The sequence below is a fragment of the Streptomyces sp. NPDC021012 genome (assembly GCF_044333355.1).
In the GTDB taxonomy this organism is placed as follows: domain Bacteria; phylum Actinomycetota; class Actinomycetes; order Streptomycetales; family Streptomycetaceae; genus Streptomyces.
Genome location: NZ_JBIRQU010000001.1, coordinates 180,485 through 205,535 on the forward strand (window position 1 = coordinate 180,485; position 25,051 = coordinate 205,535).

Annotated in this window: 24 protein-coding genes; 11 read left to right on the forward strand and 13 right to left on the reverse strand. The window is 72.0% G+C overall.

From position 1 onward, the window contains the following. Positions 1–46: 46 nt before the first annotated feature. Both ACH4TP_RS00795 and ACH4TP_RS00800 read right to left on the reverse strand, forming a co-directional pair. A complete protein-coding gene (locus ACH4TP_RS00795) occupies positions 47–727 on the reverse strand; it encodes a DUF6230 family protein (protein WP_389236072.1) in 681 nt (226 codons plus the stop codon). A 590-nt stretch (positions 728–1,317) separates the two neighbouring features. Next, complete coding sequence (locus tag ACH4TP_RS00800; protein ID WP_398189037.1) at positions 1,318–2,277, reverse strand: tetratricopeptide repeat protein; 960 nt, start codon at positions 2,275–2,277, stop codon at positions 1,318–1,320. Between the two features lie 331 nt (positions 2,278–2,608). On the opposite strand from ACH4TP_RS00800, the gene ACH4TP_RS00805 reads away from it, so the two are divergent. Beyond that, the gene (locus tag ACH4TP_RS00805; protein ID WP_389236076.1) at positions 2,609–3,238 is read left to right on the forward strand and encodes a TetR/AcrR family transcriptional regulator; all 630 of its coding nucleotides are present in this window, start codon (positions 2,609–2,611) and stop codon (positions 3,236–3,238) included. A 64-nt stretch (positions 3,239–3,302) separates the two neighbouring features. Here ACH4TP_RS00805 and ACH4TP_RS00810 read toward each other — a convergent pair whose 3' ends face one another. The 4 genes from ACH4TP_RS00810 to ACH4TP_RS00825 all read right to left on the reverse strand — a co-directional run bounded on the left by ACH4TP_RS00810 (position 3,303) and on the right by ACH4TP_RS00825 (position 7,483). After that, the gene (locus ACH4TP_RS00810) at positions 3,303–5,003 is read right to left on the reverse strand and encodes a methylmalonyl-CoA mutase (protein WP_398435081.1); all 1,701 of its coding nucleotides are present in this window, start codon (positions 5,001–5,003) and stop codon (positions 3,303–3,305) included. 83 nt (positions 5,004–5,086) lie between these two features. Next, positions 5,087–5,419 (reverse strand): DUF3817 domain-containing protein, encoded by a 333-nt coding sequence (locus tag ACH4TP_RS00815; RefSeq protein ID WP_389236080.1) that lies wholly within the window; start codon positions 5,417–5,419, stop codon positions 5,087–5,089. A 54-nt stretch (positions 5,420–5,473) separates the two neighbouring features. After that, the gene (locus ACH4TP_RS00820; protein ID WP_389236082.1) at positions 5,474–5,983 is read right to left on the reverse strand and encodes a MarR family winged helix-turn-helix transcriptional regulator; all 510 of its coding nucleotides are present in this window, start codon (positions 5,981–5,983) and stop codon (positions 5,474–5,476) included. Positions 5,984–5,992: 9 nt separating this feature from the next. Continuing rightward, a complete protein-coding gene (locus ACH4TP_RS00825) occupies positions 5,993–7,483 on the reverse strand; it encodes an MFS transporter (RefSeq protein ID WP_398435083.1) in 1,491 nt (496 codons plus the stop codon). Positions 7,484–7,566: 83 nt separating this feature from the next. Between ACH4TP_RS00825 and ACH4TP_RS00830 the strand changes: the two genes are divergently transcribed. After that, positions 7,567–8,559 carry a DUF5937 family protein gene (locus ACH4TP_RS00830; RefSeq protein ID WP_389236086.1) on the forward strand — a complete coding sequence of 331 codons (993 nt, stop codon included), beginning with the start codon at positions 7,567–7,569 and terminating at the stop codon, positions 8,557–8,559. A 3-nt stretch (positions 8,560–8,562) separates the two neighbouring features. On the opposite strand, the gene ACH4TP_RS00835 is transcribed toward ACH4TP_RS00830, so the two are convergent. The 5 genes from ACH4TP_RS00835 to ACH4TP_RS00855 form a co-directional block, all read right to left on the reverse strand. Continuing rightward, on the reverse strand, positions 8,563–9,237 hold the full coding sequence (locus tag ACH4TP_RS00835) for a TetR/AcrR family transcriptional regulator (protein ID WP_398435085.1): 675 nt from the start codon (positions 9,235–9,237) through the stop codon (positions 8,563–8,565). Next, positions 9,234–9,917, reverse strand: a complete 684-nt coding sequence (locus ACH4TP_RS00840) for a DUF4166 domain-containing protein (protein ID WP_398435087.1) — start codon at positions 9,915–9,917, stop codon at positions 9,234–9,236. The genes ACH4TP_RS00835 and ACH4TP_RS00840 overlap by 4 nt, the downstream gene beginning before the upstream one ends. Then, on the reverse strand, positions 9,914–10,636 hold the full coding sequence (locus ACH4TP_RS00845) for a hypothetical protein (protein WP_398435089.1): 723 nt from the start codon (positions 10,634–10,636) through the stop codon (positions 9,914–9,916). The genes ACH4TP_RS00840 and ACH4TP_RS00845 overlap by 4 nt, the downstream gene beginning before the upstream one ends. A 157-nt stretch (positions 10,637–10,793) precedes the next feature. Next, a complete protein-coding gene (locus ACH4TP_RS00850; RefSeq protein WP_398435090.1) occupies positions 10,794–11,090 on the reverse strand; it encodes an MTH1187 family thiamine-binding protein in 297 nt (98 codons plus the stop codon). Next, a complete protein-coding gene (locus ACH4TP_RS00855; RefSeq protein ID WP_389236096.1) occupies positions 11,087–11,431 on the reverse strand; it encodes a DUF3817 domain-containing protein in 345 nt (114 codons plus the stop codon). Before ACH4TP_RS00855 ends, ACH4TP_RS00850 begins: the two co-directional genes overlap by 4 nt. Before the next feature lie 107 nt (positions 11,432–11,538). Here ACH4TP_RS00855 and ACH4TP_RS00860 point away from each other — a divergent pair, with 107 nt between their 5' ends. The 4 genes from ACH4TP_RS00860 to ACH4TP_RS00875 all read left to right on the forward strand — a co-directional run bounded on the left by ACH4TP_RS00860 (position 11,539) and on the right by ACH4TP_RS00875 (position 14,160). Continuing rightward, positions 11,539–12,177 (forward strand): AIM24 family protein, encoded by a 639-nt coding sequence (locus tag ACH4TP_RS00860; RefSeq protein WP_041662875.1) that lies wholly within the window; start codon positions 11,539–11,541, stop codon positions 12,175–12,177. After that, positions 12,177–12,827 carry an AIM24 family protein gene (locus ACH4TP_RS00865; RefSeq protein WP_389236098.1) on the forward strand — a complete coding sequence of 217 codons (651 nt, stop codon included), beginning with the start codon at positions 12,177–12,179 and terminating at the stop codon, positions 12,825–12,827. The genes ACH4TP_RS00860 and ACH4TP_RS00865 overlap by 1 nt, the downstream gene beginning before the upstream one ends. Beyond that, positions 12,824–13,600, forward strand: a complete 777-nt coding sequence (locus tag ACH4TP_RS00870; protein WP_389236100.1) for an AIM24 family protein — start codon at positions 12,824–12,826, stop codon at positions 13,598–13,600. The genes ACH4TP_RS00865 and ACH4TP_RS00870 overlap by 4 nt, the downstream gene beginning before the upstream one ends. Before the next feature lie 83 nt (positions 13,601–13,683). Then, positions 13,684–14,160 carry a MarR family winged helix-turn-helix transcriptional regulator gene (locus ACH4TP_RS00875; protein ID WP_389236102.1) on the forward strand — a complete coding sequence of 159 codons (477 nt, stop codon included), beginning with the start codon at positions 13,684–13,686 and terminating at the stop codon, positions 14,158–14,160. Between the two features lie 64 nt (positions 14,161–14,224). Here ACH4TP_RS00875 and meaB read toward each other — a convergent pair whose 3' ends face one another. After that, entirely contained in the window at positions 14,225–15,181 is a 957-nt protein-coding gene (gene meaB / locus ACH4TP_RS00880) for a methylmalonyl Co-A mutase-associated GTPase MeaB (protein WP_398189062.1), read from the reverse strand. Between the two features lie 26 nt (positions 15,182–15,207). After that, positions 15,208–16,410 (reverse strand): acetyl-CoA C-acetyltransferase, encoded by a 1,203-nt coding sequence (locus ACH4TP_RS00885; protein ID WP_398189065.1) that lies wholly within the window; start codon positions 16,408–16,410, stop codon positions 15,208–15,210. 137 nt (positions 16,411–16,547) lie between these two features. Between ACH4TP_RS00885 and mce the strand changes: the two genes are divergently transcribed. From mce to ACH4TP_RS00910, 5 genes are all read left to right on the forward strand, one after another. Next, complete coding sequence (gene mce / locus ACH4TP_RS00890) at positions 16,548–17,000, forward strand: methylmalonyl-CoA epimerase (RefSeq protein ID WP_389236108.1); 453 nt, start codon at positions 16,548–16,550, stop codon at positions 16,998–17,000. A 214-nt stretch (positions 17,001–17,214) separates the two neighbouring features. After that, the gene (gene scy, locus ACH4TP_RS00895; protein ID WP_398435092.1) at positions 17,215–22,059 is read left to right on the forward strand and encodes a polarized growth protein Scy; all 4,845 of its coding nucleotides are present in this window, start codon (positions 17,215–17,217) and stop codon (positions 22,057–22,059) included. A 114-nt stretch (positions 22,060–22,173) separates the two neighbouring features. Beyond that, positions 22,174–23,109 (forward strand): cellulose-binding protein, encoded by a 936-nt coding sequence (locus tag ACH4TP_RS00900; protein WP_389236112.1) that lies wholly within the window; start codon positions 22,174–22,176, stop codon positions 23,107–23,109. A gap of 98 nt (positions 23,110–23,207) precedes the next feature. Then, a complete protein-coding gene (locus ACH4TP_RS00905; RefSeq protein ID WP_398189071.1) occupies positions 23,208–24,176 on the forward strand; it encodes an ABC transporter ATP-binding protein in 969 nt (322 codons plus the stop codon). Between the two features lie 3 nt (positions 24,177–24,179). Then, positions 24,180–24,959, forward strand: coding sequence for an ABC transporter permease (locus ACH4TP_RS00910; protein ID WP_398189074.1), 780 nt, complete (start codon positions 24,180–24,182; stop codon positions 24,957–24,959). Positions 24,960–25,051 lie beyond the last annotated feature (92 nt).

Consider the following 25,051-nt stretch of genomic DNA (forward strand, 5'->3'; position numbering starts at 1 on the left):
CGGCCCCACCCTTCGGAACGGATCGGCCCTCAGGGACCGGCCGGTCCTAGAAGCACTCGTGGACGCCCTTGTCGAGCGACAGGTGCAGGCCGGGAAGCGTGAAGGTCGCGGCCGTGGTGGCCCAGGCACGCTGCTTCACGTTCGTCAGCGTCGCCGTCTCGGCGCGCTGGCCGAAGCCGAACGGGTTGGCCGCGGTGTTCGGCTGGATGCCCGGCTTGCTGCCGTCCGCCTTGCCGCCGAACTCGTTGAGCTTGCCCGCGGCGACGCCGATGTCGATCTTCTTGAACTCGGCGTCGGCCTGGAGGTCGGAGACATCGAGGTAGATGCCCGACGCGATGACCTTGTCCTTGTCATCGCCGGACTCGGCGGCCTTGCCGCCGGCCTTCAGGGTGAGGGTGACGGAGTCGTTGATGAACGGCACCTTCGGCGTCACCACGGACTGGCACATGTTGGTGATCTTGGCCTCGGTGAAGCCGGACACCGCGACGGGGGCGTTGAGCTCCGAACCGTCGAGGTTGTTGCCCCTGGCCACGCTGCCGTACTGGACGAAGTTCGTGCCCTCGAGCTTGTCGGCACGAACCTTGAACTCCTGGCCGGAGATGCTGAAGGACGCGGCGAGCGCGCCCTGGGCGAGGCCGACGCCGATCGCGGCCGTCGCGGCCACGCTCGGGACCATGACGACGGCGAACCGCTTCCATCTGGTTCCGCCACGAACCTGGGACTTCATGAGAATTCCTCCTTCTCGGACGTACATCTCCGGAGGGACCCCGGGGGGCCGCCCTGGGATGGGAGAAGAGCTACGTCCTCGGGAAGGAGAGCGCCGAGGCGTCAGGCGGCGCGATGCGCGTCCGAATCACCGGCGATCACCCCCGAGCGACAACCATGGGCGCGCCTTGGGGCGCGACCTGTTCGGACAGGCCCCGTTCGGTGAGAGCGGGAACCCCCCTGTCCGCGACCGGTGCCGGAACACCGGTCGGCTCGGTGGGGACCCTTGCCGCGATCCCGGTTGGTTGCCGGGGTGGTGCGGTTCGGACCGAGCGTCGCCGATCGTGGTCCATTCCGGGCCCCCGCACAAGGGGGTTCATTACCGGCTAGTAACGGGGGGATAACCACGCCATGGCGGGACGGGACCGAACGGGCACGCTGGGTACGTTCGAGCGACGGGGAATGTCGGGAGATCGCCGGATGAATGCGGACAGAACACCGGGTTCGATTTACTACAAGTAACAGCGGCCGCGATTACCAAGTTTTGGTAAAGCGCGGCCGCGATTTGTCACCCTGCTGCCAAATCGTCGGACGATCCGGCGGTGCCGGGAGCTAGAACAGCACCCGGGCGAGGGCCTGCCGGGCCGCCGTCACGCGCGGGTCGTCCGCACCGATCACCTCGAACAGTTCGAGGAGGCGGAGCCGCGCCGCGTTCCGGTCCTCGCCCGCCGTGCGGCGCACGGTCTCCACGAGGCGCCCGAAGGCGTCCTGGACGTGACCGCCCACCAGATCGAGGTCGGCGGCGGCGATCTGAGCGGTGACGTCCGCCGGGTTGTCCGCCGCGTTCTTGCGGACGGCACCGGGGTCCAGATCCTGTACGCGGGTGAGCAGTTCGGCCTGTGCCAGGCCGAGCTTGGCCTCCGGGTGGGCCGGGTCGTCGGCGAGCACGTTCTTGTACGCCTGGACGGCGCCGGCCAGGTCGCCCGCGTCGAGCGCGGACATGGCCGCTTCGAGCAGGGCGTCGTACGGGCCGGCCTGTCGCGCGGCGGGGGCCGAGGCGTCGGCGTCCACGGCGATGCCGGTGAGGCCGAAGCGCTCCTCGCCGACCTGGATCAGCTGGTCGAGGGTCTCCCGGATCTGCGCCTCGGGCACCGCGCCCTGGAAGAGCGGCAGCGCCTGACCGGCGACCACCGCGAAAACGGCCGGAATTCCCTGGATGCCGAACTGCTGCATCAGCATCTGGTTGGCGTCGACGTCGATCTTCGCGAGCAGGATGCGGCCGTTGTACTCGACGGCGAGACGCTCCAGGAGGGGGCCGAGCTGCTTGCACGGCTCGCACCACTCGGCCCAGAAGTCGAGGACGACCGGAACCTCGGCGGAGCGCTGGAGCACATCGCGCTCGAAGCCGGCCTCGTCGACGTCGATCACCAGGGCCGACGGGGGCACCGCGGCGGAACCACCCTGCCGCGCGGCCTCGGCGCGCACCTGCTCCGCCTTCGCCTTGGCCTCTCCGGCCGCCTTCACCGCGGCGAGGTCGACGACGCCGCTCATGGACATGTTTCGGGGCTGCATGGATACATCCTCCCCCTTCCGCGCGCGTAACCGGTAAGCCATGGCTGAACCGTGCCGTCCGCACATCTCCCGCCGGTGTGTGCGAGACGCGCGGACGACACGGTTCTTCGTCTTCGGCGGCACCGGGTCCCCACCCGGCACCTTCGCTCCGCACCGGGTCCCCACCTGGTGCGCTGGTTGTCGCTCAGGCCGCTCAATGCCTTTCGCTACAGGTCGTAGCGTAACTCCGCCGAGGGACCCGGCGGGAGGGCGCGCGTCCGATCCGTACGGTGAACTGCCTCACATCACCGACCCCTGGCGGTATACCTACCGGCGGGTATGGTCCCTTCTCATGTGTAGCCGCACCAACCGCAGCAGCCGTACCGGCCGCCCCCGCTCCACCGAGGCCGACACGGCCATCCTGGAGGCGACCCGCGCGGCCCTGGTCGACCTGGGCTGGTCGAAGCTCACGATGGGGGACGTGGCCGGCCGCGCCGGGGTGGCGAAGACGACGCTGTACCGCCGCTGGGCCAACAAGAACGAACTCGTGGTGGACGCCGTCGCCGTCCTCTTCGACGAACTCGAACTGCCCGACCTGGGTTCCCTCCAGGCCGACATCGAGCACGTGGTGCTGCAGTTCGCGACCCTTCTGGAGCGGCCCGAGACGAAGACGGCCCTGATGGCCGTCGTCGCCGAGTCGACCCGGGACGAACCGCTGCGCGAGCGCATACGCGCCTCGATCGTCGACCGCCAGAAGCGCCTGGTCCTGGCGGGCCGTCGGCGGGCGCAGCAGCGCGGCGAGCTCCCGGAGGAGCACCCGCCGGCCACGGTCGCCGCCCTCGACGACCTGATCTTCGACGTGGTCGCCGGCGCGGTGGTGCACCGCGCCCTGGTGAGCGCGGAGCCGGTGGACGGGCCCTGGGCGGCCCGCCTCTCCGCCCTCCTCCTCGGCGGCCTGGGCGCGGCGGCCACCACCGGCTGATCGGTCCGAACGCGGCAGGGGCGGTACGGGAACTCCCGTACCGCCCCTGCCGTGTTCAGGTGGATCAGAAGCCCGGGGGCTCCGTGTAGACGCCCCACTCGTCGCGCAGCACGTTGCAGATCTCGCCGAGCGTGGCCTCGGCCCGTACGGCCTCCAGCATCGGGCCGATCATGTTCGAGCCGTCGCGGGCGGCGGCGATCATCGCGTCGAGGGAGGCGCGGACCCTGGCGTCGTCGCGGCGGCCCTTGCGCTCGCCGAGGACGCGGACCTGCTCCCACTCGACCTCGTGGCTGACGCGCAGGATCTCCAGGTCGCCGGTGACGGAGCCGTGGTGGACGTTGACGCCGACGACCCGCTTCTCACCCTTCTCCAGGGCCTGCTGGTAGCGGAAGGCGGACTCGGCGATCTCGCCGGTGAACCAGCCGTCCTCGATGCCGCGCAGGATGCCGGAGGTGATCGGGCCGATGGGGTGCTGCCCGTCCGGGTGGGCGCGGCGGCCGCGCTCCTTGATCTGGTCGAAGATCTTCTCGGCGTCGGCCTCGATGCGGTCGGTGAGCTGCTCGACGTACCAGGAACCGCCCAGCGGGTCGGCGACGTTGGCGACGCCGGTCTCCTCCATCAGCACCTGCTGGGTGCGCAGCGCGATCTCGGCGGCCTGCTCGCTGGGGAGCGCGAGGGTCTCGTCGAGGGCGTTGGTGTGGAGGGAGTTGGTGCCGCCGAGGACGGCGGAGAGGGCCTCGACCGCGGTGCGCACGACGTTGTTGTACGGCTGCTGGGCGGTGAGGGAGACGCCGGCGGTCTGGGTGTGGAAGCGGAGCCACTGCGCCTTGTCGGTCTTCGCGCCGTAGACCTCCTTCATCCAGCGGGCCCAGATGCGGCGGGCGGCGCGGAACTTGGCGATCTCCTCGAAGAAGTCGAGGTGCGCGTCGAAGAAGAAGGACAGGCCGGGCGCGAAGACGTCCACGTCCAGGCCCCGGCTCAGGCCCAGCTCGACGTAGCCGAAGCCGTCGGCGAGGGTGTACGCGAGCTCCTGCGCGGCCGTCGCCCCGGCCTCGCGGATGTGGTAGCCGGAGACCGAGAGCGGCTTGTACGCGGGGATGTTCGCCGCGCAGTGCTCCATCAGGTCGCCGATGAGGCGCAGATGGGGCTCGGGCTCGAAGAGCCACTCCTTCTGCGCGATGTACTCCTTGAAGATGTCGGTCTGGAGCGTGCCGTTGAGGACGGCCGGGTCGACGCCCTGGCGCTCGGCGGCGACCAGGTACATGCAGAAGACCGGGACGGCGGGGCCGGAGATCGTCATCGAGGTCGTGACGTCGCCGAGCGGGATGTCCTTGAAGAGGACCTCCATGTCGGCGGCGGAGTCGATGGCGACGCCGCAGTGGCCGACCTCGCCGAGGGAGCGGGGGTCGTCGGAGTCGCGGCCCATGAGGGTGGGCATGTCGAAGGCGACGGAGAGGCCGCCGCCGCCGGCGGCCAGGATCATCTTGTACCGCTCGTTGGTCTGCTCGGCGTTGCCGAAGCCGGCGAACTGGCGGATGGTCCAGGTCCGGCCCCGGTAGCCGGTCGGGTGCAGGCCCCGGGTGAAGGGGTACTCACCGGGCCAGCCGATGCGCTCGAACCCCTCGTAGGTGTCGCCGGGCCGGGGCCCGTAGACCGGCTCGACGGCGTCGCCGGAGAGCGTGGTGAAGTCGGCGTCCCGCTTGCGGGCCTTGTCGTAACGGGCCTGCCAGCGACGGCGGCCTTCCTCGATGGCGTCAGCGTCCATGCTTCGAATTTACTAGGACGTCCTAGTAAATGTCGATGGCAAACCCCCGCACATCAGTGCGGGGGTGGGTCCCCGGGCCCCGGTCAGGCCTTGACCGGCTCCGGCCGCACGCCGCTGACCAGCGGAAGCGTCTCGGCGACGACCTTGCGCTCGACGAAGAACGCGGCGGTCGGGATGGTGCCGGAGACCAGCACCCAGATGAGCTTGCCGAACGGCCACTTGGCCTTGGAGCCCAGGTCGAAGGCGAAGATCAGGTAGATGATGTACAGGACGCCGTGGATCTGGGAGACCACGAGGGTCAGGCCCTCGCCGACGCCGAAGCCGTACTTGGCGACCATGCACGCGCACAGGACGAGGAGCATGACGGCGGTCACGTAGGCCATGACGCGGTAGCGGGTCAGCACGCTGGATTTCATGCCGTCGAGCGTAACGGCACGATCCGGGCGATCTTCGCGGGGGTCGGGGTGCCGTCAGCCCTCGTCGAAGTCGTGCGCCGCGACCCGCAGCGGGCGCAGCATCGCGAAGATCTCCGCGCATTCCTCGGCGTCGTACGCGCCGAGGCCGAACTCCATCGCCATCAGGTCGCGGGTCGCGGCCTCGACCACCTCGCGGCCCTTCTCGGTGATGCAGGCGAGGGTTCCGCGTCCGTCGTTGGGGTTGGGCCGCTTGCTCACGAGCCCCGACCTCACCAGCCGGTCCACCGTGTTCGTCACCGAGGTCGGGTGGACCTGCAGCCGCTCGCCGATCTTGGACATCGGCAGCTCGCCGGCCTTGGAGAAGGTGAGCAGGACCAGGGCCTCGTACCGCGCGAAGGTCAGCCCGTACGGCTTGACGACCGCGTCGACCTCCGCGAGGAGGATCTGGTGGGCGCGCATGATCGAGGTGATCGCGGCCATCGAGGGGGCCGGGCCCCAGCGCTTCTGCCAGAGTTCGTCGGCTCGGGCGATGGGGTCGAAGGGGAGACTGAGCGGCTTGGACACGCCTCGACCTTATCGACTGGTCATATGCCGGTCAGCCCCGTCTCGCCTTTCGGTCGCGCGCAGCTCGGCCGCGGCGGCGAGGAGGCACAGGGTACCGAGGACGCCCGTACCGGCCACGACCGTGTGCACGGGCGCGAACTCGGCGGCGATCCCGGCCCCGGCCATCCCGACGCCCTGGACGGTCATCATGCCCGCCGTCATCAGGGTCATGGCCCTCCCCCGCTGCTCCTCGGGGACGGCCGCGACGAACCAGGCGTCGAGTCCGAGGGTGTACGCGCCGGTGGCTCCCGCCAGGAAGAGCGCGACGGCCGCGAGGGCGACGCCGGGCCGGGGCCCGTACAGCAGGTACGGCAGGACGCCGGCGACGGCGAGCGGCAGCACGATCCGGGAGCGGGTCGCGGCGGAGAGGAACGATCCGGCGAACAGCTCGCCCGCGATCGTGCCGACGGGCAGCGCGCACATGAGGAGGCCGAGGGCGGCCGTGGAGACGCCGATCTCGTCTGCGTAGGGAGCGGCGAGGGCCTCGGGGACGACCGCGAACAGCGGCGGCACCCAGAACATCAGCATCAGCGCCCGCACCCGCCGGTTCCGCAGCACGGCCCGGGTCCCGGCGAGCCCGCTCGCCCCTCCGCCCGCCCGAGCGGGCCGCCGGGCGGTCCCGAGCCGCAGCAGGAGCGCGGAGGCGAGGAAGGTGGCGGTGGTGACGGCGAGGGCGCCGCGCGGCGGAACGACGGTGAGGAGGACTCCCCCGGCGGCGAAGCCGGTCAGCAGCGCGCTCTGCGACACGATCCGCAGCAGCGACCGCCCGAGCACGAACAGGTCGCCCTCACCCAGGATGTCGGCGAGGGTCGCCATCCGGGTGCCGTTGAAGACGGGCGAGACCACCGCGATCGCACAGCGCAGCACGAGCAGGACTGCGACGGGCGTCGCGGGCACGACCATGACCGCGACACAGCCCGCACAGACGAGATCGCAGACGACGAGGATCCTGCGGGGCGGAAGCCGGTCCGTCAGCCCCGCCAGAAGGGTGCCCCCGACGAGGTACGGCAGGAACCCGAGCGCGAACGTCAGCGAGGACAGCAGCGGCGACCCCGTCAGGTCGTACACGAGCACGGTGAGCGCCAGCTCACTGACGACGACCCCGAGCAGCGAGAACAGATGCGCCGCGAACACGAACCGGAACTCACGGACGGCGAAGACGGCACGGTAGCCGGGGCGGGGGTCGGGGCCGCCGGCCCGGGCGGGGGCGGATGCGGCCACGGCCCCGACGGGGCCGACGCCGGGTCCGGTGGCCGGGGCGGGCGTGACACCTCCCGCCGGGGTCGGCGCGGCGCCGGGAACGCCGACCCGGGCGGGGGTCGGCGCGGTCTCCGGGCCCCCGGCGCGGGCCGGGGCGGGTGCGGTGCTCGGGTCGGTGGCCAGGGCCGCCGGTGCGGGAGGCGTCGGGGCAGGGGTGTTCGCGGGCGCCGTCGTCGGCGTCCGGGTGTCGTTCTCGGGCATGGGCGCAGCCTGCCGGGCGCAGGGGGCGCACTCTAGACTTTCGGCTCCAGCCGAATGTTCAGCCGTGTCCCCCGGAGGGCCCCGTGCCGTACCACCTCCGTTTCGGCGAGGCCGACCCGCTGCGGATCCGGTTCGCGATCTCCCCGCTCTGGGAGACACACTCCGCCGTGCGCGTCCTCGCGCGGCCCGCGAAGCAGGGCTACCACCTGCCCTGGATGCGGCGGATCGCCGGCGCCGCGCGGGAGCTCGATCTCGGGCCGTTGCAGCTGCTCATGCCGCTGCGCGGGCACAGCCCGGACTTCCTCTACCCCCCGCCCCTCGGCCCCGCCGCCGCCTTCGAGGACGAGATCGCCGCTGTGCGGGAGACCGATCCCGCGCTCGTCCTGGACGACTTCGAGCGGGCGCTCGCGGAGACGCCGGGGGCGGCGGACACCCCGGAGGGGCGGCGGCTGCTCGCGGACCCCGCCGGGGCGGTGCTGCGGCTCGCGGACCTGCTCCGGGCCGCGTACGAGGCGCTGATCGCCCCGGACTGGCCCCGGCTGCGCGCGCTCCTGGAGGCGGACGTGGCGTACCACTCGCGGCGGCTCGCGGAGGGCGGGCTCGAACGGCTCCTGGGCGAGCTGCACCCGGCCTTCGACTGGGCGGCGGAGACGGCCACGCTGCGGGTGGACTATCCCGGGGAGCACGACCGGCCGCTGGACGGGCAGGGGCTCGTCCTGATGCCGTCGGTGTTCACCTGGCCGGACGTGGTGAGCGGCTTCGATCCGCCCTGGCAGCCGACCGTGGTCTACCCGGCGCGCGGCATCGGCGGACTGTGGTCCGAGCCCCGGGACCGCACCCCCGAGGCGCTGGCCCGGCTGCTCGGCCCGGTGCGGGCGGACGTCCTGTGCGCCCTGGCCGAGCCGATGGGGACGACGGCACTGGCCCATCTCCTGGGCAGGGCGCCCTCCTCCGTCTCCGCGCACCTGGCGGTGCTGCGGGACGCGGGCCTGCTGACCTCGCGGCGGTACGGCCACCAGGTGCTGTACGAGCGGACGCCGCTGGGCATCGCGGTCTCGCAGCCGGAGGCGGGGTGAGCCTCAGGGGTCGAGACGGCGCCGCAGCGTGTACGTGACGGCCTTCCGCGCCACCGGGTTCAGCTCCTCGACCGCGGCCATCAGGGCGCCGAGCTGTTCGAGCGCGGTGAGCGCGGCCTCCGCGCCCGCCGGATCGACCCCTTCGTAGAGTTCGAGTCCGACGAAGGAGGCGGCGACCGCGCGGGCGAGCCCGGCGGGGTCGGTGAACTCGGCGAGCGGGGTCCCGGCGAGGACGCGGACGAGGACCTGCTCGATCTCGGCGATCCACAGGTCGAGCCCGGCGGCGGTGGCCGGGGCGAGCCGGGGGTGGGTCTGGGCGCCGGCGAGCAGCTGCCCGAGGACGGCCACGTGCCCGGCGTCCCGCTCCTCGGTGTGCATCTCACGCCCGAAGGCGAGCAGTTCGGAGAGGCTGGAGACGGAGCGCAGCCGCTCCCGGTGGCGGGCCACCCGCAGCTCGGCGCCGTGGCGGCAGGCGGCGGAGAGCAGTTCGTCGACGGAGCCGAAGTGGTAGAAGACGAGGGCCTGGTTGACCCCGGCGGTGGTCGCGATCGCGCGCGCGGAGGCCTTGGCGATGCCCTGCTCGACGAGCGTGCGCAGGGCGCCGTCGAGCAGTTTCTCCCGGGTCTCCTGGCTTCTGGCGTCCCGCGTCTTCGCGTCCTGCGCGGTCCGCCCGCTCATGCCCGTACCTCCTCGCGCACCGGGCGCAGCCCCGCGCGCACCCCCCGGGAGCGTACGTCGGCGTAGGTGGCGGTGAAGGACCCCCGGTAGCCGAAGAGCGGCCCGAAGTGGCGGTTGACCACCCGGACGTCGATGCGGAAGCGGCCGGTGCGCTCGTCGAAGGACTCCCGCACCTCGGCCCGGCCGCCGACGAGTTCGGGGACGCGGACGTCGAGCGGGCCCTCGCGGAAGCGGTGTTCGCCGGAGGTGATGAGGAGCGAGCCGTCGGGCTGGGCGGTCGGGTGGAGGTCGCTGGCGAGGTGCTGGTGGGTGCCGAGGTAGTCGAGGACGCAGTCGCGCTCGGGGCTGTGGACCATGGTGGCGTCGAAGCGGCGGAGGCCGCCGGGGAGGTCGAAGGTGCGGACGAAGGTGACGGTCTCCCGTCCGTACGAGTCGGCGTAGGGGACGTTCTCGATGGTGAAGGGGACGGCGCGGCCGGTGCGGGGCAGCAGGATGTTCCGCAGCCCGCCGAGCGCGAGGAAGGGCTTCACGAAGGCCCTGCCGTGCCAGATGTGGTCCATGACGCCCCGGCCGACGCACAGCTCGCCGCTCGCGAGCCCGACCGAGAAGCGCCGTTGGAGTTCGGGGTGCAGCCGCTCGAACTGGGCGTCCCCCATGACGGTGCGGAAGATCGAGGTCACGGCTGCTCCAGGGTGGCGAGGAGCCGGGGCTCCGGGTGGCGGGCGGGCGGGGTGCGCAGACAGCGCCGGGCCGCGGGGGCGCGCGAGGAGGGCGATACGAGGACGGCGAGGGCGAGCCCGAGGACGGTGAGCGGGAGGGCGGCGAGCGACACGGGCCCGAGCGGCAGGGCGGTGGCGGTCCACGGCACGGCCACGAGCAGGATTCGGGCGGCGAGTTCGAGGAGCCAGCGGTCGCGGGAGCGCTCGGGGGTGATGCCCCGCTCGCACCAGAGCCGCAGCCGGTCGAAGGACCAGGCGGTGGCCCAGCCCATGAGGGGCCGGAAGAGGAGCCGGTCGGCGACGCGGCCGAAACGGCCCCAGCGGGGCCGGTACGCGTAGCCGGTGAGGAAGCGGATCCCGTCGGGGGTGGGCACGTACCGCCAGTAGCCGCTGCCCTCGGCGAGCAGCGAGAGCGGGTGCGGCGAGGCGAACCGGAGGGCGGAGACCCGGTCGCCGCCGGCCCGGTGGCGCTCCCCCGCGGAGACACCGGTGCCGGCGACGGCCAGGAAGGGCAGGACGCGGGTCGCGTAGCGGAAGCGTCGGGGCTCTCCCTCGGTGCGCGGAAGGGAGGAGATCTCCGTGAACCGCAGGTCCCACCGCTGGTGTCGGTCGGGTTCCTGCGTGCGTTCCCAGAGCGTCTCCAGATCCACGCGCACGCGTGTCTCGATGTAGAGACCCATGGATGTCCCCCCAGCTCATCCGGCTTTTGAGCGACCGCTCAAAACTGCCTCAAGAGGGAAGGTAGTGGATTTTGAGCACTCGCTCAACCAGAGGGCGAAAGAGAAGCCCCCGGTCCTGAACGCAGGACCGGGGGCTCCTCACTCACAGCCGCAGGCGTCAGCCGCCCAGGTGGCGCTCCACCGTCTCGACCTTCGTGGTGAGACCGTCCGTCACGCCCGGGCGGATGTCGACCTTCATCACGACGGAGACGCGCGGGGCGCGGGCCTCGACGGCGGCGACGGCGCGCTTGACGACGTCCATGACCTCGTCCCAGTCGTCGCCCTCGATGGAGGTGAACATGGCGTCGGTGCGGTTCGGGAGGCCGGACTCGCGGACGACGCGGACGGCGTCGGCGACGTACTCGCCGACCTCTTCGCCCACGCCGAGGGGGGTGACGGAGAACGCGACGATCACGCCTTCACCGCCTGCTCCGCGCGGGCGCGGGAGGCGATGACCGCGTCCTCGGCCTCGCGCTTCAGCTTCCGCTCGGCGTAGAAGCCGCCCAGGGGCAGGACCGAGAGGACGAAGTAGAGGGCGGCGGTGCCGAAGCTCCACTTGGTCTTGTTCCAGGCGTCGAGCCAGAAGAGGACGTAGAGGATGAAGAGGATGCCGTGGACCGCTCCCATGACCGGCACCGCGTTGAAGTCCGTCGTCCGCTTGAGCACCGAGCAGACCAGCAGGAGCAGGAACGATACGGCTTCCGGCGCGGAGACCAGCCGGAGTCGGTGGAGGGCGGAAGCGGTCTTGATGTCCACGGTGGGCGTCACCTTCGTTCGATCTTGTGAACGGATGCACAAGGGCCCGTCCATTGTGCCTGGCGACTTTGCTGTCCCTTTTACCGGGGGCCCAGTACCTTCCTCGGGTGGCAACGTTCCGACTCCAAGGCAGCAAGGTGCTCGCCGTCTCCATGACCGGCGACGCCGTCAAGGCGAAGAACGGCTCGATGGTCGCCTACGACGGCCAGATGGCGTTCAAGAAGATGAGCGGCGGCGGTGAGGGTCTGCGCGGCATGGTGACCCGCCGGCTCACGGGTGAGCAGATGGAGGTGATGGAGGTGCGCGGCCAGGGGACCTGCTGGTTCGCCGACCGGGCCTCCGAGATCAACCTCGTCTCGCTGCACGGCGACAAGCTCTGGGTGGAGGCGAGCAATCTGCTCTGCACCGACGCGGGGCTGCGCACCGGCACCACCTTCACGGGGCTGCGCGGCGGCGCCACCGGAAACGGGCTCTTCACCACGACCGTCGAGGGCACCGGGCAGGCGGCGATCATGTCGGACGGTCCGGCGGTGGTGCTGCGGGTGACCCCGCAGTACCCGCTCCAGGTGGACCCCGGCGCGTACATCGCCCATCAGGGCAACCTCCAGCAGCACTTCCAGTCGGGTGTGACCTTCCGCACCCTGATGGGCGAGGGCGGCGGCGAGGCCTTCCAGATCCGCTTCGAGGGCGACGGGCTCGTGTACGTCCAGCCGAGCGAGCGGAACACGATCGGGGGCGACGTCTGATGCCGTTCCGCGAGATCAACTCGAAGATGGTCGAGGCGACCGTCGTCCCCGGGCAGCGGATGTTCAGTCAGCGCGGCGCGATGCTCGCGTACCGCGGGGACGTCGCTTTCACGCCGAACATCGCGGGCGGCCAGGGCGGCCTGATGTCGATGATCGGCCGCCGGGTGGCCGGCGAGGCGACCCCGCTGATGACCGTCGAGGGCAACGGCACGGTGATGTTCGGGCACGGCGGCCACCACATCCAGGTGATCGCGCTGACGGGCGACACCCTGTACGTGGAGGCCGACCGTCTCCTCGCCTTCGACGGGACCCTGGAGCAGGGCACGATGTTCATGGGCTCGCAGGGCGGGGTCATGGGCATGGTGCGGGGGCAGGTGACCGGCCAGGGCCTGTTCACCACGACCCTGAGGGGCCACGGTTCGGTGGCCGTCATGGCGCACGGCGGCGTCATCGAGCTGCCCATCGCCCCGGGCCGCCCGGTGCACGTCGACCCGCAGGCGTACGTGGCGCACCACGGCGACGTGCGGAACAAGCTCTCCACGGCGCTCGGCTGGCGCGACATGGTGGGGCGCGGCTCGGGCGAGGCGTTCCAGCTGGAGCTGAGCGGCAGCGGCGCGGTGTACGTCCAGGCCTCGGAGGAGAAGCTGTGAGCACCCCTGTCATCCACGACCCGCACTCCCTGCCGTCGGACGACAACGTCAATCCGTACACCTTCTGCGTGGAGCTCAAGGGCTCCCAGTGGTTCCTGCAGAAGGGGAAGATGATCGCCTACTACGGGCGGATCGAGTTCAACGGCATCGGGCACGGGCGGCTCGACCGGCTGGTGCGGACCTCCTTCCACTCGCCGCTGCATGCGAGCGACTGGGTGGTGGCGGAGGGCAGCGGGAAGATGCTGCTGGCGGACCGGGCCTTCGACGTGAACTCGTACGACCTGGACGAGGGCAATCTGACGATCCGCTCGGGGAACCTGCTGGCGTACCAGCCGACGCTGGCGCTGAAGCAGTCGATCGTGCCGGGGTTCGTGACGCTGATCGGCACGGGCAAGTTCGTGGCGGCGTCGAACGGGCCGGTGGTCTTCATGGAGCCGCCGATGCGGGTGGATCCGCAGGCGCTGGTGGGCTGGGCGGACTGCCCCTCGCCCTGCCACCATTACGACCACGGCTACATGACCGGCGTGATGGGCGGCGTACGGGCCCTGACGGGCATCGGCGGGACCTCCGGCGAGGAGCACCAGTTCGAGTTCGTGGGGGCGGGCACGGTGCTGCTCCAGTCGACGGAGCTGCTGATGCCGGAGCGGGCGATCGGCGGACCGCCGGCGCAGGCGGGCGTGCCCGGTGGGCATGGTTCCGGCCAGGGCATGCCCGGCGCGGTACCGCGCCTTCCAGGCCAGCTCGGTGACCTCCAGCGGCGCTTCGGTCTGTGAGCGGTAGTCTGCGGAGTGTGACGTGATCGAACGCGCGCTCCCAGACTTCGTCAAGAATTCAACTTCTTAGGTAGAATCCATATATGGAGACCGAGACCGCCACCCCCTGGCTCACCGACGGCGAGCAGTGCGCCTGGCGCACGTTCCTGGACGTCCAGAGAATGCTGACGTACCAGCTGGAGAAGGACCTCCAGCCCTTCGGCCTGACGATGAACGACTACGAGATCCTGGTGAACCTCTCGGAGTCCGCGGACCGGCGCCTGCGCATGAGCGACCTCGCCGCCGCCACCCTCCAGTCGAAGAGCCGGCTCTCGCACCAGATCACCCGCATGGAGAACGCCGGTCTCGTCCGCCGCGAGAACTGCGAGTCCGACCGGCGCGGGCTCTACGCCGTCCTGACCGACGACGGCATGGAGACCATGCGCAAGGTCGCCCCGCACCACGTCGAGTCGGTGCGCAGGCACTTCATCGACCAGCTCAGCGGCGAGGCCCTCGGCGACCTCCACGAGTCCCTGAAGCCGGTCGCCGAGCAGCTCCGCGGCCGCCGCGGCAAGCCGTGACCTGACAGAGAACGCGAAGGGCCCCTCCGGCGACCGGAGGGGCCCTTCGCGCAGGTGCCGGGGGTCAGTTTCCGGTCAGGCTCGCGACCAGCTCGTCCGAGGCCGCGTACGGGTCGAGGGCGCCCGCCACGATCCGCTCGGCGAGGGCGTCCAGGCGCCGGTCGCCGTGCAGGTCGCCGATGCGCTCGCGCAGGGCCGTGACCGCGATGGTCTCCACCTCGCGCGCCGCACGGGCCCGGCGGCGCTCCGCCAGGACCCCGTGCTCCTCCATCCAGGCCCGGTGCTTCTCCAGCGCCTCCACGACCTCGTCGACGCCCTCGCCGCGCGCCGCGACCGTCTTGACGATCGGCGGCCGCCAGTCGCCCGCGGCCCGCGCCTCGCCGAGGCCCAGCATGTGGTTGAGCTCCCGGGCGGTGGCGTCCGCGCCGTCCCGGTCGGCCTTGTTCACCACGTACACGTCGCCGATCTCCAGGATGCCCGCCTTCGCGGCCTGGATCCCGTCGCCCATGCCCGGCGCGAGGAGCACGACCGAGGTGTCGGCCTGGGAGGCGATCTCCACCTCCGACTGCCCGACGCCGACGGTCTCCACGAGGATCACCTCGCAGCCGGCCGCGTCCAGGACGCGGATGGCCTGCGGGGCGGACCAGGCGAGCCCGCCGAGGTGGCCGCGGGTCGCCATCGAGCGGATGTAGACGCCCGGGTCGGAGGCGTGCTCCGACATCCGGACCCGGTCGCCGAGGAGCGCTCCCCCGCTGAACGGGGAGGACGGGTCGACGGCCAGGACGCCGACCCGCTTGCCCGCCCTGCGGTACGCGGAGACCAGCGCGGACGTCGACGTGGACTTGCCCACGCCCGGCGAGCCGGTCAGGCCCACCACGTACGCGCCGCCGGTGAGCGGCGCGAGCGCCGCCATCACCTCGCGCAGCTGCGGGGACGCCCCCTCCACGAGCGAGATCAACCGGGCCACGGCCCGCGGCCTGCCCTCCCGTGCCTGGGCGACGAGTTCGGGGACGTCCACCATGTGCGCTGCTCCTTGACCAGAAGGACTTACTTGCCGGGGACCTTGACGATGAGCGCGTCGCCCTGACCGCCGCCGCCGCACAGGGCGGCCGCGCCGACGCCGCCGCCGCGCCGCTTGAGCTCCAGGGCCAGGTGCAGCACCAGACGGGCGCCGGACATGCCGATCGGGTGGCCGAGCGCGATGGCGCCGCCGTTGACGTTCACCTTTTCGGGGGTGACGCCGAGGTCCTTCATGGACTGGTGCGAGACGGCGGCGAAGGCCTCGTTGATCTCGATCAGGTCGAGGTCGGAGACCTCCAGGCCCTCCTTCTTGAGGGCGTGCAGGATCGCGTTGGACGGCTGCGACTGGAGGGAGTTGTCCGGGCCGGCCACGTTGCCGTGGGCGCCGATCTCGGCGATCCACTCCAGGCCCAGCTCCTGGGCCTTCGCCTTGCTCATGACGACCACGGCGGCGGCGCCGTCGGAGATCTGCGAGGCGGTGCCGGCGGTGATGGTGCCGTCCCTGGTGAAGGCCGGGCGGAGCTTGCCGAGGGACTCGACGGTGGTCTCCGCGCGGATGCCCTCGTCCTTGGAGAAGACGACCGGCTCGCCCTTGCGCTGCGGGATCTCGACCGGGGTGATCTCGGCCTCGAAGACGCCGTTCTTCTGGGCGGCGGCGGCACGCTGGTGCGAGAGGGCGGCGATCTCGTCCTGCACCTCGCGGCCGATGCCGAGGCGGGTGTTGTGCTTCTCCGTGGACTCGCCCATGGCGATGCCCTCGAAGGAGTCGGTGAGACCGTCGTACGCCATGGCGTCGAGCATCTCGATGGCGCCGTACTTGAAGCCCTCGCGGGACTTCGGCAGCAGGTGCGGGGCGTTCGTCATGGACTCCTGGCCGCCGGCGACGACGATGTCGAACTCACCGGCGCGGATCAGCTGGTCGGCGAGGGCGATGGCGTCGAGACCCGACAGGCACACCTTGTTGATGGTGAGCGCGGGGACGTTCATCGGGATGCCGGCCTTGACGGCCGCCTGGCGGGCGGGGATCTGCCCGGCGCCCGCCTGGAGCACCTGGCCCATGATCACGTACTGCACCTGGTCGCCGCCGATGCCGGCCCGGTCGAGGGCCGCCTTGATGGCGAAGCCGCCGAGGTCGGCGCCCGAGAAGGACTTGAGCGAGCCGAGGAGGCGACCCATGGGCGTGCGGGCGCCCGCGACGATCACTGAGGTGGTACCGGTCGTTCCAGACATGAGGCACGGCCCCTAGGGATGAGGAGTGAACGAGGGTTTACCGCCAATGTACTGAGCGGCGCGGCGAACGGTCACCGGCCCGATGGTGTGATCGCGCGCACGTTGCGTAACCACCTTTCCGGCGGTGCACTGGATCCATGCTGACGCGTATCGACCACATCGGGATCGCCTGCTTCGACCTGGACAAGACCGTCGAGTTCTACCGTGCCACGTACGGTTTCGAGGTCTACCACTCCGAGGTCAACGAGGAGCAGGGCGTCCGCGAGGCCATGCTCCGGATCAACGCCACCGACGACGGCGGGGCCTCGTACCTCCAGCTCCTGGAGCCCACCCGGGAGGACTCCGCGGTGGGCAAGTGGCTCGCCAAGAACGGCGAGGGCGTGCACCACATCGCCTTCGGCACGGCGGACGTCGACGGGGACGCCGAGGCCATCCGCTCCAAGGGCGTCCGGGTCCTCTACGACGAGCCGCGGACCGGTTCCATGGGCTCCCGGATCACCTTCCTCCACCCCAAGGACTGCCACGGCGTCCTCACGGAACTGGTCACTTCGGCGGAGCCGTCCGCTGACCACTCCTCAGCGGAGCACTGACCTCCGGATTCCTGGCCCGGTAGAGTGGGCGGCTCCGGGCCGGGGCCGGTCGGGGCCGCTCCGTGCGGCACCGAAGTCGGGATGTCGGGGTCGTCCGATCTGCCACGATTCCCCGGGGGTCCGTCCTCGGCCGTGAGGGCGTGCTCGTAGGAGTTGCGACCAGGGTTGGGGTCTCCCCTGCTCGAAGAGCTTCGGGGAAGGATGGGACCGCGCAGTGCGGGGCTACGAACGCCAGGAGAGCCACCGAGCTGAAGACGACCATCTCGCCAGGTTCGAAGCCGAGATGGACCGGCTGAAGACCGAACGCGAGAAGGCCGTCCAGCATGCCGAGGACCTGGGCTACCAGGTCGAGGTCTTGCGCGCCAAGCTCCACGAGGCGCGGCGCACCATCGCGTCCCGGCCCGCGTACGACAGCGCGGACATCGGCTACCAGGCCGAGCAGATGCTGCGGAACGCGCAGGCGCAGGCCGAGCAGCTCCGCCAGGACGCCGAGCGCGAGCTCCGCGAGGCCCGCGCCCAGACCCAGCGCATCCTCCAGGAGCACGCCGAGCACCAGGCCCGGCTCCAGGCCGAGCTGCACAACGAGGCCGTCCAGCGGCGCCAGCAGCTCGACCAGGAGCTCAACGAGCGCCGCCAGACCGTCGAGGCGCACGTCAACGAGAACGTCGCCTGGGCCGAACAGCTGCGCGCCCGCACGGAGTCCCAGGCCCGCCGCCTGATGGAGGAGTCCCGCGCGGAGGCCGAGCAGTCGCTCGCCGCCGCCCGCGCCGAGGCCGCCCGGCTCGCCGAGGAGACCAGCCGCCGCGTCGGCGCCGAGGCGGAGTCCGCCCGCGCCGAGGCCGAAGCGATTCTGCTGCGCGCCCGCAAGGACGCCGAGCGGCTCATGGCCGCCGCCTCCAGCCAGGCGCAGGAGGCCACCGCCCACGCCGAGCAGCTCCGCTCCAGCACCGCCGCCGAGACCGACCAGGCCCGCCGGCAGGCCACCGAGCTCTCCCGCGCCGCCGAGCAGCGGATCCAGGAGGCCGAGGAGCGGCTCCGGCTGGCCCGCGCCGAGGCCGAGAAGGCCCTCACCGAGGCCAAGGAGGCCGCCGCCCGGCAGCTCTCCTCCGCCGAGTCGGTCAACGAGCAGCGCACCCGCACCGCGAAGGCGGAGATCGCCCGGCTCGTCGGCGAGGCCACCAAGGAGGCCGAGGCGCTCAAGGCGGAGGCCGAGGAGAAGCTCCGCGAGGCGACCGCCGAGGCGGAGAAGCTCGTCACGGAGGCCACCGAGAAGGCCGTCACGGCCGCCGCCGAGGACTCCGCCGCCGCGCTCGCCAAGGCCGCCCGCAGCGCCGAGGAGATCCTCACCAAGGCGTCCGAGGACGCCCGGGAGACCACCCGCAAGGCCGCCGAGGAGGCCGAGCGGGTCCGCCGCGAGGCCGAGACCGAGGCCGACCGGCTGCGCGCCGAGGCCGGCGAGCAGGCCGACGAACTGCTCGGCTCGGCGAAGGACGACACCAAGGAGTACCGCGCCAAGACGGTCGAGCTCCAGGAGGAGGCCCGCCGGCTGCGCGGCGAGGCCGAGGCGCTGCGCGCCGAGGCCGTCGACGAGGGCGAGCGGATCCGCTCCGAGGCCCGCCGCGAGGCCCTCCAGCAGATCGAGGAGGCGGCGAAGACCGCCGAGGAGCTCCTCACCAAGGCCCGTACGGACGCCGAGGAGCAGCGCACCAAGGCCGGCGCCGAGGGCGAGCGGGTCAAGTCGGAGGCGATGGAGCGCGCCCAGACGCTCCGGGCCCAGGCCGAGGAGACCCTGGAGCGCACCCGCGCCGAGGCCGAGCGGCTGCGCGCCGAGGCCGAGGAGCAGGCCGAGTCGGTGAAGGCCGCGGCCGAGGAGGCCGCCGCCGGGCTGCGCGCGGACGCCGAGCGGGCCGCCGAGGCGCGCCGCACGGAGGCCGCCGAGGAGCTGGCCCGGCTGCACGGCGACGCCGAGGCGAAGGTGGCGGCCGCCGGGGAGGAGCTCGCCGACGCGCGGGCCGAGGGCGAGCTGATCCGGCGCGAGGCCGCCGAGGAGACGGAGCGGCTGCGGACCGAGGCCGCCGAGCGGATCCGGTCCCTGCGGGAGCAGGCCGAGCAGGAGGCCGAGCGGCTGCGCGCCGAGGCCGCGTCGGACGCCTCCACCACCCGTACCGAGGCCGAGTCCGCGGCCGTACGGCTCCGCTCGGAGGCCGCCGAGGAGGCCGAGCGGCTGAAGTCGGAGGCCCAGGAGACCGCGGACCGGGTGCGGGCCGAGGCGGCGGCCGCCGCCGAGCGGGTGGCCGCCGAGGCCGCCGAGGCCCTGGCCGCCGCGCAGGAGGAGGCCGTACGGCGCCGCAAGGAGGCCGAGTCGACCCTCGAATCGGCCCGTTCCGAGGCCGGTCGGGAGCGCGAGCACGCCCGGGAGCAGTCCGAGGAGCTCCTCGCCGCCGCCCGCAAGCGGGTCGAGGACGCGCAGGCCGAGGCGCAGCGCCTGGTCGAGGAGGCGGACGCGCGGGCGACCGAGATGGTCACCGCCGCCGAACAGACCGCGCAGGAAGTGCGGGACTCGGTCGCCGGGCTGCGCGAGCAGGCCGAGGAGGAGATCGCCGGGCTGCGTTCCGCCGCCGAGCACGCGGCCGAGCGGACGCGTACCGAGGCGCAGGAGGAGGCGGACCGGGTCCGCTCCGACGCGTACGAGGAGCGGGAGCGCGCCTCGGAGGACGCCGCCGCCACGCGTGCGCGTGCCCAGGAGGAGTCGGAGGCCGCCAAGGCGCTGGCCGAGCGGACCGTCACGGACGCCCTCGCCGAGGCCGAGAAGCTCCGCGCCGACACCGCCGAGTACGCCCAGCGGGTACGCACCGAGGTCACGGACTCCCTCGCCTCGGCCGAACAGGACGCCGCCCGCACCCGCGCCGACGCCCGCGACGACGCCAACCGCATCCGCTCCGAGGCCGCCGAGCGCGCCGAGACGACGGTCGCCGAGGCCCGCACGGAGGCCGAGCGCATCGCCGCCGAGGCCGAGCAGGTCCTCGACGAGGCCCGTCAGGCGGCGGACAAGCGGCGCGCGGACGCGGCCGAGCAGGCCGACACCCTCATCGGGGAAGCCACGGCCGAGGCCGAACGCATCGGCGCCGAGGCCGCCCAGCTGCTCGCCGAGACCGAGCAGCTCAAGATCGACGGTGAGGCGCACGCCGAGGCGCTGCGCGACGCGGCGATCGCCGAGGGCGAGCAGGTCCTCGACGAGGCCCGCAAGGCGGCCGACAAGCGCCGCGCCGACGCCGCCGAGCAGGCGGACACCCTCATCGGCGAGGCGACGACCGAGGCCGAGCGGATCGCGGCCGAGGCCGCCCAGCTGCTCGTCGAGGCCGAGCAGGTCAAGGCCGAGGGAGAGGCGCAGGCGGAGGCACTGCGGGCCGAGGCGCGTGCCGAGGCCGAGCAGGTTCTCGACGAGGCCCGCAAGGCGGCCGACAAGCGGCGCGCCGACGCCGCCGAGCAGGCCGACACCCTCATCGGCGAGGCCACGGCCGAGGCCGAGCGGCTCACCGCTGAGGCGGTGGAGCTCATGGAGACGGCCGAGCAGGACGCGCAGCGGCTGCGGGCCGAGGCCGAGCAGGTCAAGGCCGAGGGAGAGGCGCAGGCGGAGGCGCTGCGGGCGGAGGCCCGTGCCGAGGCCGAGCAGGTCCTCGACGAGGCCCGCAAGGCGGCCGACAAGCGCCGCGCGGACGCCGCCGAGCAGGCGGACACCCTCATCGGCGAGGCAACGGCCGAGGCCGAACGGATCGCGGCCGAGGCCGCCGAGCTGCGGGAGACGACGGAGCGGGACGCCGAGCGGCTGCGGACGGAGGCCGAGCAGGTCAAGGCCGACGGAGAGGCGCACGCCCAGGCCCTGCGGAACGCGGCGCTCGCCGATTCCGACCAGATCCTGGACGAGGCCCGCAAGGCGGCCGACAAGCGCCGCGCGGACGCCGCCGAGCAGGCCGACACCCTCGTCGCCGAGGCGACGGCCGAGGCCGAGCGGATCGTGAACGAGGCGGCCGAGCTGGCCGATTCGGTCGGCGCGGACGCCCGCGCCGAGGCGGGCCGGACCGTCGGCGCCGCCTCGGAGGAGGCCGAACGGCTGCGTGCCGAGGGCGCCGAGGCGATCGCCGAGGCCCTCCAGGACGCCGAGCGGATCCGTACCGAGTCGGAGCGGGTGAAGGCCGACGCCGCGGCCGCGGGCGAGCAGATGCGCGCCGAGGCCCGCGAGGAGGCGGACCGGATCCTCGACGAGGCGCGGGAGGCCGGGGCCCGGAAGCGTTCCGACGCGGCCGAGCAGGCGGACCAGCTCGTCGCCAAGGCCCAGGAGGAGGCGCTGCGCGCCACCACGGAGGCCGAGTCGCAGGCCGACACGATGGTCGGCGCGGCCCGCAAGGAGGCCGAGCGGATCGTCGCCGAGGCGACCGTCGAGGGCAACTCGCTGGTGGAGAAGGCCCGTACGGACGCGGACGAGCTCCTGGTCGGGGCGCGCAGCGACGCGACGGCCATAAGGGAGCGGGCGGAGGAGCTCCGGGGCCGTATCGAGGGCGAGATCGAGGAGCTGCACGAGCGGGCGCGGCGCGAGTCGGCCGAGCAGATGAAGACGGCCGGCGAGCGCGTCGACAAGCTGGTGAAGGCGGCCGAGGAGCAGCGGGCCGAGGCGGAGGAGAAGGCCAAGGAGCTGGTCTCCGAGGCGAGTTCGGAGGCGAGCAAGGTCCGGATCGCGGCGGTCCGCAAGGCGGACACGCTGCTGAAGGAGGCCGCGCAGAAGAAGGCCTCGCTCATCGCGGAGGCCGAGGCCATCAAGGCGGAGGCCGAGCGGATCCGTGCCGAGGCGGAGGCCGAGGCCGAGAAGACGGTCGCGGAGGGGAAGCGCGAGCTGGAGACGCTGACGCGGCGGCGCAAGGACATCAATGCCGAGATCTCCCGTGTCCAGGACGTCCTGGAGGCGTTGGAGTCTTTCGAGACGCCGTCCGCCGGAAAGGACGGGGTCAAGGCGGGTGCGTCGTCGGGGTCCACTCGTACGGGTGGCAAGTCCCAGGACGGCTAGCCACTCAAAAGGCTGGACATTCTCCAGATCAAACGGGCATACGCTCGATGACACGCCGCTTCGGCCCCTAGGATTCCCTCTAACACCTCACCGGTCTCATTCGACAGGAAACCCATGAGCGACACATCCTCCCCCTTCGGCTTCGAGCTCGTGCGGCGCGGTTACGACCGCGGTCAGGTGGACGACCGCATTACCAAGCTCGTGTCCGACCGCGACAGCGCTCTGTCCCGCATCACCTCGCTGGAGAAGCGCATCGAGGAGCTCCACCTCGAGACGCAGAACGCCCAGGCGCAGGTCACCGACGCCGAGCCGTCGTACGCGGGGCTCGGCGCCCGGGTCGAGAAGATCCTCCGGCTCGCCGAGGAGGAGGCGAAGGACCTGCGTGAGGAGGCCCGCCGCGCGGCCGAGCAGCACCGCGAGCTGGCCGAGTCGGCCGCCCAGCAGGTGCGCAACGACGCGGAGGCGTTCGCGGCCGAGCGGAAGGCGAAGGCCGAGGACGAGGGTGTCCGGATCGTCGAGAAGGCGCAGGGCGAGGCCAACTCGCTGCGTGCCGAGGCGCAGAAGGACGCGCAGTCGAAGCGCGAGGAGGCCGACGCCCTCTTCGAGGAGACCCGCGCCAAGGCCGCCCAGGCCGCCGCGGACTTCGAGACGAACCTGGCGAAGCGCCGCGAGCAGTCGGAGCGGGACCTCGCCTCGCGTCAGGCGAAGGCCGAGAAGCGCCTCGCGGAGATCGAGCACCGCGCCGAGCAGCTTCGTCTGGAGGCCGAGAAGCTGCGCACGGACGCGGAGCGCCGGGCCCGCCAGACGGTGGAGACCGCGCAGCGCCAGGCCGAGGACATCGTGGCCGACGCGAACGCCAAGGCCGACCGGATCCGTTCGGAATCGGAGCGCGAGCTCGCGGCGCTGACGAACCGCCGCGACTCGATCAACGCGCAGCTGACCAACGTCCGCGAGATGCTGGCGACGCTGACCGGTGCCGCGGTGGCGGCGGCCGGCTCCCCGATCGACGACGAGCGCACGGCCGGCGTCCCGGCCCAGCAGTCGCGGTAAGCGGTAGGCGACCCCGGCGTACCCCCGGCGCGAAGAACCCCCCGCCCCCGTCATTCCTCCGGTGGCGGGGGGTTTTGCGTGCCCGTAGCTTGGTGCGCATGATCGAGCTTGAGGGCCTGACGAAGAGGTACGGGACGAAGACCGCGGTCGACCACCTCTCCTTCCAGGTCCGCCCCGGCGTGGTCACCGGCTTCCTCGGGCCGAACGGGGCGGGCAAGTCGACGACGATGCGGATGATGCTCGATCTGGACAACCCGACGAGCGGGACGGTCCGGATCGACGGCAAGCACTACCGGGAGCTGTCCGAGCCCCTGAAGTACATCGGGGCGCTGCTCGACGCCAAGGCGATGCACGGCGGCCGTTCCGCGTACAACAACCTGCTGTGTCTGGCGCAGTCGAACCGCATCCCGGCGAGCCGGGTGGGCGAGGTGCTCGATCTGGTGGGTCTGACGGCGGTCGCGAGGAAGAAGTCGAAGGGTTTCTCCCTCGGCATGGGGCAGCGGCTCGGGATCGCGTCGGCGCTCCTCGGCGATCCCGAGATCCTGATGTTCGACGAACCCGTCAATGGTCTGGACCCCGAGGGAATTCACTGGATCCGCAATCTGATGAAGGCGTTGGCGGCCGAGGGCCGGACGATCTTCGTTTCCAGCCATCTGATGAGTGAAATGGCGCTGACGGCCGATCACCTGATCGTGATCGGGCAGGGAAAGCTGCTGGCCGACACGTCGATGGCGGATTTCATCCAGCAGAATTCCCGGAGTTATGCCCGGATGCGTTCGCCGCAGCAGGAACGGCTGCGGGACGTGCTCCACGCCAACGGATTCGTCGTGATCGAGGCGGGCAACGGGACGCTGGAGATCGACGGGGCGAGCACGGAGAAGCTGGGCGAGCTCGCGGCGGAGAACGGGCTCGTGCTGCACGAGCTGTCCGCCCAGCGCGCCTCCCTCGAAGAAGCGTTCATGCAGATGACGGCCAGTGCGGTGGAGTACCACGCACACGGCACCGACGTACACGGCGGCGCCAAGGCGCCGGGCCCCCAGTGGGGCACGACCTCCGAGGGAGCCTGATCGATGGCAGCGGCAACCGCGGTCCTGCAGTCCGAGTGGACCAAGATCCGGACGGTTTCGTCGACCGTCTGGACGCTGGCGAGCGCCCTCATCGTCACGGTGGCGATGAGCGCGGCGCTGTGCGCCCTGTTCCGGTCGACCTTCGACGATCTCTCCGACGTCGAGCGGGCGACCTTCGACCCGACGTTCGCCAGCTTCTCCGGGACGATCCTCGGCCAGCTGGCGATGGTGGTCTTCGGTGTCCTGGTGGTCGGCACCGAGTACTCCTCGGGCATGATCCGCACCTCGCTCGCGGCGGTCCCGCAGCGCGCGACCTTCCTCTTCTCGAAGATCGCGGTGGCCGGGGTGCTCGCCCTCGTGGTGGGCCTGGCGACCAGCTTCCTGTCGTTCTTCCTCGGCCAGGCGCTGCTCGGCGAGCACCGCACCACCATCGGCGCGGACAACGTGCTGCGCGCGGTGGCCGGCGGCGGCCTCTACATGGGGCTGATCGCGGTCTTCTCGATGGGCGTCGCGACGATGCTGCGCTCCTCGATGCTGTCGCTCGGCATCCTCGTGCCGTTCTTCTTCCTGATCTCGCAGATCCTCTCGAACGTCCCGAAGGCCAAGGAGGTCGCCAAGTACTTCCCCGACCAGGCCGGCTCCAAGATCATGCAGGTGGTGCCGAACGCGCTGGGCTCGGAGAAGGCTCCGTACGGCCCCTGGGGCGGGCTCGGGATCATGGTGCTGTGGGTGGTGGCCTCGCTCGTCGGCGGCTACGTGGTGCTGCAGGAGCGGGACGCCTGATCTCAGCCCGGTTCTTCCGCTTGGTCCTTCCGCTCGGTTCTTCCACTTGGCCGGAACCGTCAACGCCTGGATAAGCTCCTAGCTCATACGGG

Excerpts from the sequence above, each read along its gene's own strand:
- ACH4TP_RS00885 (WP_398189065.1), bottom strand. The coding sequence starts at position 16,410 with ATGTCTGGAACGACCGGTACCACCTCAGTGATCGTCGCGGGCGCCCGC.
- ACH4TP_RS00900 (WP_389236112.1), top strand. The coding sequence starts at position 22,174 with ATGAGCGACACATCCTCCCCCTTCGGCTTCGAGCTCGTGCGGCGCGGT.
- ACH4TP_RS00795 (WP_389236072.1), bottom strand. The coding sequence starts at position 727 with ATGAAGTCCCAGGTTCGTGGCGGAACCAGATGGAAGCGGTTCGCCGTC.
- ACH4TP_RS00875 (WP_389236102.1), top strand. The coding sequence starts at position 13,684 with ATGGAGACCGAGACCGCCACCCCCTGGCTCACCGACGGCGAGCAGTGC.
- ACH4TP_RS00810 (WP_398435081.1), bottom strand. The coding sequence starts at position 5,003 with ATGGACGCTGACGCCATCGAGGAAGGCCGCCGTCGCTGGCAGGCCCGT.
- ACH4TP_RS00865 (WP_389236098.1), top strand. The coding sequence starts at position 12,177 with ATGCCGTTCCGCGAGATCAACTCGAAGATGGTCGAGGCGACCGTCGTC.
- meaB (WP_398189062.1), bottom strand. The coding sequence starts at position 15,181 with ATGGTGGACGTCCCCGAACTCGTCGCCCAGGCACGGGAGGGCAGGCCG.
- ACH4TP_RS00800 (WP_398189037.1), bottom strand. The coding sequence starts at position 2,277 with ATGCAGCCCCGAAACATGTCCATGAGCGGCGTCGTCGACCTCGCCGCG.
- ACH4TP_RS00825 (WP_398435083.1), bottom strand. The coding sequence starts at position 7,483 with ATGCCCGAGAACGACACCCGGACGCCGACGACGGCGCCCGCGAACACC.
- ACH4TP_RS00845 (WP_398435089.1), bottom strand. The coding sequence starts at position 10,636 with ATGGGTCTCTACATCGAGACACGCGTGCGCGTGGATCTGGAGACGCTC.
- ACH4TP_RS00905 (WP_398189071.1), top strand. The coding sequence starts at position 23,208 with ATGATCGAGCTTGAGGGCCTGACGAAGAGGTACGGGACGAAGACCGCG.
- ACH4TP_RS00835 (WP_398435085.1), bottom strand. The coding sequence starts at position 9,237 with ATGAGCGGGCGGACCGCGCAGGACGCGAAGACGCGGGACGCCAGAAGC.
- ACH4TP_RS00805 (WP_389236076.1), top strand. The coding sequence starts at position 2,609 with ATGTGTAGCCGCACCAACCGCAGCAGCCGTACCGGCCGCCCCCGCTCC.
- ACH4TP_RS00910 (WP_398189074.1), top strand. The coding sequence starts at position 24,180 with ATGGCAGCGGCAACCGCGGTCCTGCAGTCCGAGTGGACCAAGATCCGG.
- ACH4TP_RS00815 (WP_389236080.1), bottom strand. The coding sequence starts at position 5,419 with ATGAAATCCAGCGTGCTGACCCGCTACCGCGTCATGGCCTACGTGACC.
- mce (WP_389236108.1), top strand. The coding sequence starts at position 16,548 with ATGCTGACGCGTATCGACCACATCGGGATCGCCTGCTTCGACCTGGAC.